The sequence below is a fragment of the Cedecea neteri genome (assembly GCF_000757825.1).
Lineage (GTDB): Bacteria > Pseudomonadota > Gammaproteobacteria > Enterobacterales > Enterobacteriaceae > Cedecea > Cedecea selenatireducens.
Map to the genome: position 1 here is coordinate 951,063 of NZ_CP009451.1, position 12,141 is coordinate 963,203.

General features: G+C 56.5%; 15 protein-coding genes. 3 read left to right on the forward strand and 12 right to left on the reverse strand.

Features of this window, described 5'->3' with window-relative positions:
* Nucleotides 1-9 precede the first annotated feature (9 nt).
* From flgL to flgB, 11 genes are all read right to left on the reverse strand, one after another.
* Entirely contained in the window at nucleotides 10-978 is a 969-nt protein-coding gene (gene flgL / locus JT31_RS04215; RefSeq protein ID WP_038473665.1) for a flagellar hook-associated protein FlgL, read from the reverse strand.
* Between the two features lie 14 nt (nucleotides 979-992).
* On the reverse strand, nucleotides 993-2,648 hold the full coding sequence (gene flgK / locus JT31_RS04220) for a flagellar hook-associated protein FlgK (protein WP_038473668.1): 1,656 nt from the start codon (nucleotides 2,646-2,648) through the stop codon (nucleotides 993-995).
* 75 nt (nucleotides 2,649-2,723) lie between these two features.
* Entirely contained in the window at nucleotides 2,724-3,668 is a 945-nt protein-coding gene (gene flgJ, locus JT31_RS04225) for a flagellar assembly peptidoglycan hydrolase FlgJ (RefSeq protein ID WP_038473670.1), read from the reverse strand.
* Nucleotides 3,668-4,765: a flagellar basal body P-ring protein FlgI gene (locus tag JT31_RS04230; protein ID WP_038473673.1), complete on the reverse strand. Its 1,098-nt coding sequence runs from the start codon at nucleotides 4,763-4,765 to the stop codon at nucleotides 3,668-3,670. The genes flgJ and JT31_RS04230 overlap by 1 nt, the downstream gene beginning before the upstream one ends.
* Nucleotides 4,766-4,777: 12 nt before the next feature.
* Nucleotides 4,778-5,473: a flagellar basal body L-ring protein FlgH gene (locus JT31_RS04235; RefSeq protein ID WP_144244084.1), complete on the reverse strand. Its 696-nt coding sequence runs from the start codon at nucleotides 5,471-5,473 to the stop codon at nucleotides 4,778-4,780.
* Between the two features lie 53 nt (nucleotides 5,474-5,526).
* Entirely contained in the window at nucleotides 5,527-6,309 is a 783-nt protein-coding gene (flgG, locus tag JT31_RS04240; RefSeq protein ID WP_038473679.1) for a flagellar basal-body rod protein FlgG, read from the reverse strand.
* A gap of 30 nt (nucleotides 6,310-6,339) precedes the next feature.
* Entirely contained in the window at nucleotides 6,340-7,095 is a 756-nt protein-coding gene (locus JT31_RS04245) for a flagellar basal body rod protein FlgF (RefSeq protein WP_038473683.1), read from the reverse strand.
* A gap of 20 nt (nucleotides 7,096-7,115) precedes the next feature.
* Complete coding sequence (gene flgE / locus JT31_RS04250; protein WP_038473686.1) at nucleotides 7,116-8,366, reverse strand: flagellar hook protein FlgE; 1,251 nt, start codon at nucleotides 8,364-8,366, stop codon at nucleotides 7,116-7,118.
* A gap of 26 nt (nucleotides 8,367-8,392) precedes the next feature.
* Nucleotides 8,393-9,091: a flagellar hook assembly protein FlgD gene (gene flgD / locus JT31_RS04255; protein WP_038473689.1), complete on the reverse strand. Its 699-nt coding sequence runs from the start codon at nucleotides 9,089-9,091 to the stop codon at nucleotides 8,393-8,395.
* 11 nt (nucleotides 9,092-9,102) lie between these two features.
* Nucleotides 9,103-9,507: a flagellar basal body rod protein FlgC gene (flgC, locus tag JT31_RS04260; RefSeq protein WP_038473694.1), complete on the reverse strand. Its 405-nt coding sequence runs from the start codon at nucleotides 9,505-9,507 to the stop codon at nucleotides 9,103-9,105.
* A 3-nt stretch (nucleotides 9,508-9,510) separates the two neighbouring features.
* Nucleotides 9,511-9,921 (reverse strand): flagellar basal body rod protein FlgB, encoded by a 411-nt coding sequence (gene flgB / locus JT31_RS04265; RefSeq protein WP_038473701.1) that lies wholly within the window; start codon nucleotides 9,919-9,921, stop codon nucleotides 9,511-9,513.
* A gap of 159 nt (nucleotides 9,922-10,080) precedes the next feature.
* Here flgB and flgA point away from each other — a divergent pair, with 159 nt between their 5' ends.
* The 3 genes from flgA to flgN all read left to right on the forward strand — a co-directional run bounded on the left by flgA (nucleotide 10,081) and on the right by flgN (nucleotide 11,557).
* Nucleotides 10,081-10,740, forward strand: a complete 660-nt coding sequence (flgA, locus tag JT31_RS04270) for a flagellar basal body P-ring formation chaperone FlgA (RefSeq protein WP_038473704.1) — start codon at nucleotides 10,081-10,083, stop codon at nucleotides 10,738-10,740.
* A 95-nt stretch (nucleotides 10,741-10,835) separates the two neighbouring features.
* Nucleotides 10,836-11,129, forward strand: a complete 294-nt coding sequence (gene flgM, locus JT31_RS04275) for a flagellar biosynthesis anti-sigma factor FlgM (RefSeq protein ID WP_038473707.1) — start codon at nucleotides 10,836-10,838, stop codon at nucleotides 11,127-11,129.
* 2 nt (nucleotides 11,130-11,131) lie between these two features.
* Nucleotides 11,132-11,557, forward strand: coding sequence for a flagella biosynthesis chaperone FlgN (gene flgN / locus JT31_RS04280; protein ID WP_038473709.1), 426 nt, complete (start codon nucleotides 11,132-11,134; stop codon nucleotides 11,555-11,557).
* A gap of 54 nt (nucleotides 11,558-11,611) precedes the next feature.
* Here the strand turns inward: flgN and JT31_RS04285 are convergent, their stop codons facing one another.
* Entirely contained in the window at nucleotides 11,612-12,094 is a 483-nt protein-coding gene (locus JT31_RS04285) for a cold-shock protein (protein WP_038473712.1), read from the reverse strand.
* Nucleotides 12,095-12,141 lie beyond the last annotated feature (47 nt).

Here is a 12,141-nt window from a genome sequence, read left to right on the forward strand (position 1 = left end):
CGGTAAAGCCTATCGACTATTCAACTGGAAAAGCGACATGCCTTGCATATCGGTGAATACTTTATAAGAGGCCTGTAAGGCGGCCTGCTGCTGCACATAGTTAGACACGGTTGCGGTCCAGTCTGCGCCCACCAGTTGACTCATCTGATCGGTCTGCGCCAGCGCTCGCTCACTGCCTAAATCATCCAGCTTGCTGAGCTCATTCAGCTGGGTACCTAACTCCGCACGCACGGTCGACACATTGCTCAGGGCATTCCCCAGGCCACGGTTTGTTTTGGCGACAACGGCATCAAGGGCTTTTTTACCCGCATCATCCAGCCCGGCTGTCGGCGTTTTCAGCGCCTTGATAGCAGAGTCCAACATGTTGAAGATATTGGTCTCGCTCGGTGAACCATCAGGTTCAGGCGTCGCGTTACTGGAGATATGGTTAAAGACTTCATCGCCGGTATGACCGATAGTCATAGTACGAGCTGAGTCAACCTGCTGGGTAATCGGGATAGTCCCGCCGTTGTAGGTCACGCTCCCCGCCGCCCCGGCAAACGGTGCAGCCTCGGTTTTATAACCGGCAAAAATATAGCGACCGTTGCCGTCAGTACTGTTAGCCAGGTTTAAGATTTGATTGCGTATACCTTCGAGATCGGTTGCCAAAGACGCCCGATCGTCATCACTCAACGTCCCGCTGTTTGCGGCATAAACAATCTTTTCCTGCGCGCTTTGTATTGAAGAGACCGTTTGCTGAAGCACGCTCTCTTCCAGGGAGACCTTCTGAGTCGCAAACGTCCTCGCCAGTTTGTACTGGTCATTCATGGACTGCGCCTGGGAAAGCACTACCGCCTGAGAAGCCGCGATCGGATCGTCCGACGGGCGGTTCACTCGGTTACCGGTGCTCATCTGCTCGCCATAGCTCAACCATAAACTCTGCGAGTCGCTAATGCCGCGCATGTTCTGGTCATACAACATTTGGGTACTGATACGCATGACGCTGGCTCCCGTTAACGAATATTCAGCAAGGCATCAAACAGCGTTGACGCAGTCTGGAGGACCTGGGCGTTGGCCATGTAGTACTGCTGATAACGCTGCAGGTTGCCGTACTCTTCGTCGAGGTTAACGCCCGAGATAGACTGCTGCTGCTTCGTTAGCTGCGTAACCACGTTGCCCTGAGTGGTGCTGGTGACCTTCAGGCTGGCCGTTTTATTCCCCACGTCGCTGACCAGGGTAGCGTAGGCGTCATTGAAGGTCTTATTGCCTTCAATCTGCTTCGAGTTTTGCAGATCAAGCATCGCCTGAGCATTACGGTTATCGCTCTTGCCCGAGGCAGGATCGCTTGCCAGCGCCAGCTTAGCTTCGTCTTTGATGGCCAGGTTCATGTTCACCACGGCATCGGAAACCGGTTTTACGGTAAAGCTTTCATTGTTGGCAGGCGTGCCGCTCACGCCAACTTTCAGCCCGTCAAAGTTCAGGCTTACGTTGCCGCCTGCGTCCGTGGTGGTGCCCGGATTGATATTGGCATTGTCAGACAGGCGGGTCACTTTCCAGCTACCGCTCACGAACTCAACCTTATAATCGCTGGCCTGTACCTGCTTGCTGTCGGTGATGGACGCCGTCAGTTGCGTACCGCTGGTATTACGGCTGTTGCTCAGTACGGTTGGGCCGCCAATCGTGAACAGGTTGGTGCCTTTGTCTCCGTTAGCATCATAACCCTGGGTATGCTGGCCGTTCATGGCCGCCGCAAAAGCCTGTGCCATCTGGCCGAGACGGTTACGCGCGCTGTCCAGGTCCTGAGAACGGAAGGTAAACAGGCCGCCAAGTGAGCCGGAGTTCAGCTGGCTTTCCGGAATTTCAACCTTGCCGGCGACAGGATCGACAAACGCAACGGTCGTGCGGGAGGGATCCGCGCTGGAGTTAACCGCGGCCAGCTGGTTAGCGGTATCGCCCTGCACCAGCGTCAGGCCATTGCCGATAGACACGTTATAGGTGCCGCCATCCTGCACGCTGACTTCAACGCCGACGATTTGGTTGAGCTGGCTGACAAGCTGATCGCGCTGATCCAGCAGGTCATTCGGCGCTGAACCCGCGCCCACGCCCTTCAGGCGCGAAATCTGATCATTCAGGTTGGCAATCTGTTTGGCGTAGGTGTTGATTTGGTCAACGCTGCTGGTGATAGACAGGTTGACCTGCTTATCCTGATCGCGCAGATACTGGTCGGTCACCTTAAACTGGTTTACCAGGCCATCCGCTTTACCCAGCAGAGCCTGACGTGCCGCCGGATCCTGAGCATTACTGGTCAGCGTCTGCAGGCCAGAGAAGAAATCCTGCATGGTTTTGGACAACGAGTTAGTCGTCCCGGACAGGATGTTGTCAATTTTTGACATCTGCTGGTACTGCGTCGTCAGCCCGCTGCTTTGCGTTTGTGCCGCGCGCAGCTGGTTGGTGATAAACGAGTCATATTCACGCTGTATGCCGTTAACATACACGCCATTGCCCACATAGCCGCCCCCGGTCAGGGTGCTTTTTGACTGGGACAAAATCGTCGTCTGGCGGGTATAACCGTTTACGTTATAGTTAGAAATATTGTTGCCGACGGTGCTTAATGCTGCCTGGGCAGCACTCAGGCCGCTCATGGCGCTGTTAATCAGGCTATTGGACATGAAGGTTCCTTCATAGCGTGTGGTCAAAGGTTCTGCTGTTTATTATCGGCAGCAGGCCACGAGACTTGAGTCTCTTCAGAACAAATTTGACAAATCGGTGCTGTAGGCTTTGGAAACCTTGTCGCTCATTGATTTCAGCTGCTGGATCATGCCGGTCAGCTTACGGGCGTAATTAGGATCCGTGGCGTAACCGGCGTTTTGCAGCGCCTGAGCGCCCTGCTCTGCGGAAGCTGCGTTCGTCACGGCAGCGTAGCGCGGGTTTTTCGTCAGCAGGCCAACGTAGTCCGAAAGCGCTTCAAGGTACGAGCTGTAAACGCGGAACTTCGCTTTGACCTTCTTCGCCTCACCGTTTTCAAACTCGGTGGTGGTGATTTCGGTGGTCGCCCCTTTCCAGCCCGGCGTCGCTTTAACGCCAAACAGGTTAAAGCTAGGCTCGCCTTTTTCGGTACGGATTTGCCTCTGCCCCCAGCCGGACTCCAGCGCGGCCTGCGCCAGTATCAGGTGATGAGGGATCCCGCTCGCCTCACTCGCCAGACGAGCCGGCAGCGAGAGCTGCGCCAGGAAGTCTTTGCTGTCTCCGCTCATCGGCTCTTCGTTTGAAGGCGCGCGCGGCACGGCCTGACGCACCATCTGCGTCAACGTCTGATTTTGATAGCTGGTAACGGTTTGCGGATCGAGCTTCATTGGGATCTGGCCCGCCGTCTCGGACGGATCGGCCTGCTCACCGCCCATTTGTTTGACCATCGCATCCGCCAGCCCCAGCCCTTTCGCGCTAAGCTGCTGGGCAATCTGCTGGTCATACATGCTGGTGTACATACGGGTGGATTCGCTGCTGAAAATTCCGTCTTTCGGCAGCGCCTCACGCATGCTTTTCAGCATCATCTGCACGAACATGCCCTCCACCTGATGAGCCACCTCTTTCAGGTGCCCTTTCGGATCCTGTCCGGCCTTCGCCTTTAAATCATTCAGCGAGTTAGCGTCAAAAGCGGCATTGGCAAGTGAACGGGCATCAGTAAGCATCAGATGATTTCCAGTTTCGCACGCAGGCAGCCCGCGCTTTGCATTGATTGCAGGATAGACATCAGATCGATTGGCGTGGCACCCAGCGCGTTCAGCGCGCGGACGACATTGTTCAGGTTGGCGCTGGAATTCACGCGCTGTACCGAGCCACCGCTCTGACGCAGATCGATCTGCGTTTGCGGCGTTACTACGGTCTGACCGCCGCCAAATGGCGTATTAGGCTGGCTGACCTGGTTTTGACGGTTCACCGTGACGGACAGATTTCCCTGCGCGACGGCGCAGTTATCCAGCGTCACTTCACGGTTCATGACGACCGAGCCCGTACGGGAGTTAATTACCACGCGGGCATCCTGAACCGGCATGTTGACCTCAAGGTTCTGGATATCCGCCAGCAGGCGAACCTGCGAGCTGCCGCCGCTTGGCACGCGAATTTGAATGGTACGGCCGTCCAGCGCCGTGGCGCTGCCAAAGCCGCGTGAACGGTTAATGGTGTCGGTAATCTGCTGCGCGAGGCTGAAGTCATCGTCGTTAAGCTGCAGATTAAGGGTATTGCCATTGCCAAAGGTACCGGCCAGCTCGCGCTCGACGACCGCGCCGCCGGTGATACGCCCGCCGTTAAGCTGGTTCACCTGCACGCTGCTGCCGCCTGCGGCAGCGCCCGCGCCGCCGACCAGCACGTTACCCTGCGCCAGGGCATAAACCTGGTTATCAACGCCCTTAAGCGGGGTCATTAACAGCGTACCGCCGCGCAGGCTCTTGGCGTTACCCATTGAGGAAACGACAACGTCGATGTTCTGCCCCGCCCGCGCGAACGCCGGATATTTGGCGGTCACCATAACCGCCGCCACGTTTTTCAACTGCATATTGGTGCCGGTCGGCACGGTGATGCCCAGCTGGGAAAGCATGTTGTTCAGGCTTTGGGTGGTGAACGGCGTTTGCGTCGTCTGGTCACCGGTGCCGTCGAGCCCGACAACCAGGCCGTAGCCTATCAGGGAGTTTTCACGCACGCCCTGCACGGTCGTCAGGTCGCGGATACGGTCAGCTGATGCATACGCCGTTACCAGCAGCACAACCAACCCAAATAAATATTTAACCATGGTACCCCTCGCTTACATCGGCGATACGTTAAGGAAGAAGCGCTGCAGCCAGCCCATGTTCTGCGCTTCATTAATGTAGCCGTTACCGACATACTCAATTCGGGCATCCGCCACCTGGGTCGACGCAACGGTGTTGCTGCCGCTGATGGTGCGCGGGTTCACTACGCCAGAGAAGCGGATAAATTCGGTTCCCTGGTTGATGGCTATCTGTTTCTCACCCACGACGTGCAGGTTACCGTTCGCCAGCACCTGGTCGACGGTCACCGTCAGGGTGCCGCTAAAGGTGTTGCTGGCATTGGCGCCGCCTTTGCCGTTAAAGCCATTGCTGCCAGAGGCATTCAGGTCAGCTTTCCCATTCCCCAATAGCCCTGCGGCGAAGGTCGGCACGGTATCAAAGCCAAGGGCCGATTTGCCGTCGCGGCTGGCATTCGCCGAAGAACTTTTACTGGCGCTAACATTTTCCTGAAGCTGGATGGTTAAGGTGTCGCCGATATTACGCGGGCGACGGTCTTCAAACAGCGGCTGATAGCCGTAGTTCATCGGCTGTGCGGTCTGGAAAATTGACCCGTTGATCGCTGGCGCAGGGCCAGGCACCGGCTGGGCGGTAGTCGCACCTTCAACCAGCGGTTTAGTAGGCACAAGGGCGCAGCCGCTTACGGCAAACACCAGACTCAGGACAACAGGACGGAGCACCATTGGGTTTTGCATTGCTTTCATCTTCAGGTCACGGCAGCCGGCGCGCTTTCACGCGCCGGCACGCCTTACATTTGCGTCAGTTTTTGCAGCATCTGGTCGGTCGTGGAGACCGCTTTGCTGTTGATTTCGTAAGCGCGCTGAACCTGGATCATGTTCACCAGTTCTTCAGCAACGTTGACGTTTGAGGTCTCAACGTAGCCCTGATACAGCAAACCTGCGCCGTTCAATCCCGGCGTGGAATCGTTTGGCGCACCGGATGCCTGGGTTTCGGTGTAAAGGTTCTCACCGATACTTTCCAGGCCGGTATCGTTCATAAAGGTCGTCAGGTTAAGCTGGCCAACCTGCACCGGAGCGGCCTGCCCCTGCAAGGTTGCGCTCACCACGCCGTCACGGCCGATAGTCAGGCTCAGGGCGTTTGCCGGCACGGTTATCGCCGGCTGAACCTGGAAACCGCCCGCCGTTACCAGCTGGCCGTTCTGGTCAACCTGGAAAGAACCATCGCGGGTGTAAGCAGAGGTGCCGTCCGGGAGTAAGACCTGGAAGAAGCCTTCGCCTTTAATCGCCACGTCCTTGCTGTTGTCCGTTTTAGACAGGTTGCCCTGGCTGTGCAGACGCTCGGTTGCGACCGGGCGAACGCCGGTACCAATCTGCAAACCTGACGGCAGCGTTGTTTGCTCAGAAGACTGGGCGCCCGGCTGACGAATGGTTTGGTAAAGCAAATCTTCAAACACGGCGCGTTGACGCTTGAAACCGTTGGTGGAGACGTTTGCCAGGTTGTTGGCAATCACATCCATATTGGTTTGCTGTGCATCAAGACCCGTTTTGGCAATCCATAAAGAACTGATCATGGTTGAATCCTGTAATAAGTGAGCCGGACGTTAGGTCATTTGCAGCAGCGTGTTAGCGCGCTGTTCATTGTCATCAACGTTCGAGATAACTTTCATCTGCATCTCAAAACGACGGGCGTTGGCTATCATGTCCGCCATCGCTTCCGCCGGTTTGACGTTGCTGCCTTCCAGTACGCCGGACATCACCTTAATGGTAGGGTCCGCCTGCAGTACCGCACCGCGTGTAGCCTGGGCGGTGGCGTTTAAACGGAAAAGTCCGTCATCGCCGCGCACCACTTCCTGCTGCGTGGCTTTCACCAGCTTCAGTCGGCCAATCGGTGACACGGTATTCGGTGGGTCGCCGGGGTTCAGCGCGGAGATGGTTCCATCCGCGGCAATGGTCACCTGCGAGCCTTCCGGCACCGCGATAGGGCCACCGTCGCCGATAACAGGCCGGCCGCCGATGGTCAGCTGACCGGCAGGGCTTACCTGAATGTTACCGTTGCGGGTATAGGCTTCCCCGCCCTCCTGCGTCTGCACCGCCAGCCAGCCATCCTGCTGTAAAGCAACGTCCATCGGGCGCGAGGTGTAGTCCATTTGACCCGGCGTCATATCTGCCCCTGGCGTTGAGGCAATGACGAGGGTACGGGTTGGCAGAGAAAGCCCTTCAACCGGAACCGCACGCAAAGCGTTAAGCTGCGCGCGGAAGCCCGGAGTCGAAGCGTTCGCCAGGTTGCTCGCCGTGACTGACTGTTGATTCAGCGTTTGGCTGGCAGCGCCCATGGCGGTGTAGATTGCATGATCCATTAAGCCGTCCCTTCAGGCGCTTAGCGCAGGTTAACCAGGGTGTTGAGGATCTGGTCCTGGGTTTTGATGGTCTGCGCGTTCGACTGATAGTTACGCTGCGCGACGATCATGTTCACCAGTTCTTTACTCAGATCCACGTTCGAAGACTCCAGCGCACCGCTGGTCAGCGTCCCGAAGTTACCGGTGCCCGCGAGGCCCAGCAGCGCAACGCCGGAGGAGTTGCTCGCGGTCCAGACGTTATCGCCCTGAGACTGCAAACCTTCAGGGTTAGCAAAGTTGGACAGCACAATTTGCCCCAGGAGCTGGTTCTGCTCGTTGGAGTAGTTGCCGACCACGGTGCCATCATCGTTAATCTGGTAAGAAACCAGGTCACCCGGCTTATAACCGTTCTGCAGGGTGGCAACGATGTTGTTCGCGCCGGTGTTCTGCTGCATGGAGTTCTGGAAGCTCAGCGCGAAGCTGGCAGGCGTTGCGCCGTTGGTCACGCCGGTCGTCACGTTGATGCTGGTTGGCAGCGTGTTCGGGTTTGGAATCGGGTCGGCGGCGTTGGCAGTAATACCCTGCAGGTTGCCGTTATTGTCGAAACGCATAAACCCTGCAGGAGTTGCCGTTGAACCCGCAACAGAGGAATCCTTGGTATAAACTGCCCAGGTATTATCCGCGCTCTTCACGTAGTAAATGTCCATGCCGTGGGCGTTACCCTGGCTGTCATAGACGGTTACCGTGCCCTTCTTGTTGTAGCTATCCGCTTTGGTCGGATCAAACGGCGTAGTGGCTGGCAGTTTGTCGGTAGAGTTGAGGTTGATCTGCTGGGACGCCGTGGTGGTGGATTTTGCCGCCATCAGGGTATTCGGCACAGACAGCCCTACCGGGTTTGCGCCCTGCTGAATGGTTGGCGGGGTGCCGGTGGCCGGGTAACCGGTCAGCTGCAGGCCCTGCATGTTCACCAGGTTGCGGTTTTCATCCAGCTTGAACTGACCGTTACGGCTGTAAAAAACGGAGCCGGAGCTGTCGACCAGGCGGAAGAAACCGTTCTGGCTGATCGCCACGTCCAGGCCACGGCCGGTGCTGGTGGTTGTACCGTCGCCAAAGTTCTGGGTCACGCCCGCAACTTTAACGCCCAGGCCCACTTTAGAGCCTGCAAACATGTCGGCAAAAGAGACCGAGCCGGATTTAAAACCGTAGGTGGCGGAGTTGGCAATGTTGTTACCAATCACGTCCAGGTTGGTGGCCGCAGCATTTAAGCCGCTGACCGCTTGAGAAAACGCCATGTCTTACTCCTGCTAAGGTTATAGGCTTAAATAATTTGCCTGATTGCATCAAGGGTCGTGGAACCGTAGGTTCCGAGATCCAGCTTCGCGCCATCTTTGCCGTTGATAACGCCGTTCACCATGGCGAAGTTCAGCGGCTGAGCCACCAGCTGCGTCCCGCCGTTGGTAGCATTGATTGCTACGGTATAAGAGCCGTCCGGCACGTTAGTGCCGTCGTTGGCGCTGCCGTCCCAGGTAAAGGTGTGAACCCCGGCGCTCAGGCCGCCAATCTCGATGGTGCGGACCACTTTGCCGTCCTTATCAGAGATCGTCGCGGTGACTTTATCCGCCGCCTGCTGCAGCTCAACGCCAAACGGCGTGGTGCTGATGGTGTTGGTTTTGGAGTCCGTGCCTGCCAGCACTTTGTTGCCGGGGATCATGACGCCGTGACCAATCAGGGCGCTCGCCTGCAGAGACTGGTTCTGGTTCAGCTGGCCGGAGACAGAACCCAGCGTGGTGTTGAGTTTTTCGATGCCGCTCACGGTACTGATCTGCGCCAGCTGCGTGGTCAGTTCGTTGTTCTGCATTGGGTTGGTCGGATCCTGGTTTTTTAACTGCGCCACCAGCAGGGTCAAGAAGCTCCCCTGCAGGTCTGCCGCGCTGTTGCCCGTCAGGCTGTTTTTGGATGCGCCAGCCGTAGGATCAACATTGTTAGTCGGATCGTTCATTTTGACTGCAAGGGACATATAGGCTCCTGTTACTGACCGAGAGTGAGCGTTTTCATCATCATGCCCTTCACGGTGTTGAGCACCTCGACGTTGGCCTGGTAGCTGCGGGAGGCAGACATGCTGTTCACCATCTCGCCGACCACGTCTACGTTAGGCATACGCACGTAGCCGCGCGCGTCTGCGAGCGGGTTGCCCGGCTGGAAAACCAGCTTATCCGGCGCATCGCTCTCCACCACTTTGGTCACTTTAACGCCACCGGTCGCTGCACCAGGTGCTGCGTCCACCTGAAAAACGACCTGTTTTGCGCGGTAAGGCTGGCCGTCTGGCCCGGTCACGCTGTCGGCGTTGGCGAGGTTACTTGCCGCCACGTTCATGCGCTTGGACTGGGCGGTCATAGCCGAACCGGCGATGTCGAAAATATTGAGTAAGGCCATCGATTATCCCTGTAGCACCGACATCATGCTTTTGATTTGCCCGCCAAGCACCGTCAGGTTTGTTTGGTAATTCAGGCTGTTATCGGCAAACTGCGTACGTTCGCGGTCCATATCGACGGTGTTGCCGTCCATTGCAGGCTGGTCAGGTACGCGGTAGAGGAGATCGAGCGACGGAGTGGAGTGGGTCTGGGCCGGAATATGGCGAGCCGAAGTCAGCGCAAGCGACATGCCGCCCCCTTCAACGCGTCCGCGCTCCATCACTTTTTTCATTTCACTGGCAAAGTCGATATCGCGCGCCTGAAAGCCCGGCGTGTCGGCATTGGCGATATTCGCGGCCAGGATCTCTTGACGCTGGGCACGCAAATTAAGCGCTTCCTGCTGAAATCGCAGTGCGGCGTCCAGTTTATCGAGCATGCTTCCTCCATGGTCCATAGAATTAGGAATCGTCCGAAAGCTTAAAGCGCCTTACGCGTACGCGATGGGTGGAATAAGCGCAAAATACGTCGCTATTTGTCGCCTTGATCAAAACGACTCACGGTTAAAATCACCGCAACCTGAGAACGGAGAAGCGCGATGATAAGCCTGAAAATCTGCAGCGGTGTAGCCAGTTTGCTGGTCAGCCAACTGGCCCTGGCGGGTACGCTCGATCTGCCGCTGACCCAGTATTTCCAGCAGCGGCTGGCGGGGATCAGCGATGACGTCAGCGTCAACGTGAAAACGCCAGACGGCCAGCTTCCCGCCTGCCCTCAGCCCGAATTCTCAACGCCGGGAAATGCAAAACTGTGGGGCAACGTGAGCGTCATGGCACGCTGCGGCAGCGACAAACGCTTTATCCAGGTTCAGGTCATTGCCACGGGCGATTACGTCGTCGCCAGTCGGGCAATCGCGCGCGGCGCAAGAATCGACCCCGGCAGCGTAGAGTTAAAACGGGGCCGCCTTGACCAACTCCCCCCAAGAACTATGATGAGTCTCGACCAGGCCACCGAGGCGGTGTCACTGCGGGACATTGCCCCCGGGCAGCCGGTTATTCAGTCGATGGTGCGCCAGGCCTGGCGGGTAAAAGCCGGCCAGCAGGTTCAGGTGATTGCCTCCGGCGAGGGCTTTAGCGTCAACGGTGAAGGTAAAGCGCTGAACAACGCCGCGGTGGCACAAAATGCCCGCGTTCGTATGTCTTCAGGGCAGGTGGTAAGCGGGAAGGTTGATGCTGATGGGAATATTCTGATTAATCTATAATCTTTTTAAAGATTCCGCGGCGACTGCCGATAGTACTATCAATTAATAATACTGACTGGCTCTTACGCCGCGAGCCCCTCGATGAGGAGAGAACAATGAGCATTGATCGCACGTCGCCACTGAAACCGGTAAGCACCGTACAACCGCGTGAAACCAGCGATCCACAGACGCTGAAAAGCCGTCTGGAAAAATCCGCAACCGCCAACAGCACCAGCGTAAAGTTAAGCGATGCGCAGGCTAAACTGATGCAGCCAGGCAGCGGCGATATCAACATGGAACGCGTTGAAGCGCTGAAGACGGCTATTCGTAACGGCGACCTGAAGATGGATACCGGCAAGATCGCCGATGCGCTGATCCAGGAAGCCCAAAGCTATTTGTCGAGTAATTAACGGTGAGTCGTCTGTTAGAAGTGTTGGACCAAATGACCGCAGTGCTGAATTCACTGAAAGAGGTGATGGACGCTGAACAGCTGCAGCTTTCCGCAGGCCAGATAAACAGCAATGCGCTGCAACGTATAACTGAAGATAAAAGCTCGCTGCTGGCTACGCTGGACTACCTGGAGCAGCAGCGTCGTGCGGAGCAAAATGCCGGGGCGGTCACCAGCCTGGACGTCAGCCAGCGCTGGCAGACGATTACGCAAAAAACCCTGCATTTGCGGGACATTAACCAGCACAACGGTTGGTTACTGGAAGATCAGATGGCCCGCAATGAGCAGGCTATTGCCGTGTTAAAACCGCATCAGGCGCCGGACTTCTATGGTGCCGACGGGCAGGCAACGTCGCAGGGCAACCGCGGCGGTAAAAAAATCACTATCTGATTTTCCCACCAGATGAAAACTGCTGGTCAACGCTCTCCTTGACCAGCAGATTGTTTATTTCAGCGATTTCAAGACTTTTACCGTAGCCTCAATATCAATCTCATCTTCTGAGAAGAGATGCGTTTCGCCTTGGAACGTGGTGACGGCCAGTTTTTTCACCGTACGCATTTCACCCTCTTTTTTCTCAGCCTTCGGGCGAATACTGTTCATCAGCAGGCCAACCGACAACACCGCGTTTTCTTTATCGATCTTGCCGTCTGCCGGCTGCTCTTCGCTGTACACCACGTAAGATTTGATCGAGGTGATTTTAAGCCGCTCGCCGGCGATAAAGAGATGCTTGCTCTCCGGCTCAACCTTCACGGCAAAGGCCGACAGCCCTTTGTTATTGGTTCCCGGCTCGAAGGTCACCGACGCATCCTTTTTGATAAGCTCCGGATTGGCGACTTTAATCACATGGAAGTAACGGTTCTCGCCGTTTTCATCTTTGATAAATCCGAAGCCTTTGTCTTCGAACCAGGTTGTGATTATTCCTCTCATCGCTCTTTCACCTAATTAACCTTTCAACATATAAAGAATAGGGTGAC

Excerpts from the sequence above, each read along its gene's own strand:
- flgL (WP_038473665.1), bottom strand. The coding sequence starts at position 978 with ATGCGTATCAGTACCCAAATGTTGTATGACCAGAACATGCGCGGCATT.
- flgK (WP_038473668.1), bottom strand. The coding sequence starts at position 2,648 with ATGTCCAATAGCCTGATTAACAGCGCCATGAGCGGCCTGAGTGCTGCC.
- flgJ (WP_038473670.1), bottom strand. The coding sequence starts at position 3,668 with ATGCTTACTGATGCCCGTTCACTTGCCAATGCCGCTTTTGACGCTAAC.
- JT31_RS04230 (WP_038473673.1), bottom strand. The coding sequence starts at position 4,765 with ATGGTTAAATATTTATTTGGGTTGGTTGTGCTGCTGGTAACGGCGTAT.
- JT31_RS04235 (WP_144244084.1), bottom strand. The coding sequence starts at position 5,473 with ATGCAAAACCCAATGGTGCTCCGTCCTGTTGTCCTGAGTCTGGTGTTT.
- flgG (WP_038473679.1), bottom strand. The coding sequence starts at position 6,309 with ATGATCAGTTCTTTATGGATTGCCAAAACGGGTCTTGATGCACAGCAA.
- JT31_RS04245 (WP_038473683.1), bottom strand. The coding sequence starts at position 7,095 with ATGGATCATGCAATCTACACCGCCATGGGCGCTGCCAGCCAAACGCTG.
- flgE (WP_038473686.1), bottom strand. The coding sequence starts at position 8,366 with ATGGCGTTTTCTCAAGCGGTCAGCGGCTTAAATGCTGCGGCCACCAAC.
- flgD (WP_038473689.1), bottom strand. The coding sequence starts at position 9,091 with ATGTCCCTTGCAGTCAAAATGAACGATCCGACTAACAATGTTGATCCT.
- flgC (WP_038473694.1), bottom strand. The coding sequence starts at position 9,507 with ATGGCCTTACTCAATATTTTCGACATCGCCGGTTCGGCTATGACCGCC.
- flgB (WP_038473701.1), bottom strand. The coding sequence starts at position 9,921 with ATGCTCGATAAACTGGACGCCGCACTGCGATTTCAGCAGGAAGCGCTT.
- flgA (WP_038473704.1), top strand. The coding sequence starts at position 10,081 with ATGATAAGCCTGAAAATCTGCAGCGGTGTAGCCAGTTTGCTGGTCAGC.
- flgM (WP_038473707.1), top strand. The coding sequence starts at position 10,836 with ATGAGCATTGATCGCACGTCGCCACTGAAACCGGTAAGCACCGTACAA.
- JT31_RS04285 (WP_038473712.1), bottom strand. The coding sequence starts at position 12,094 with ATGAGAGGAATAATCACAACCTGGTTCGAAGACAAAGGCTTCGGATTT.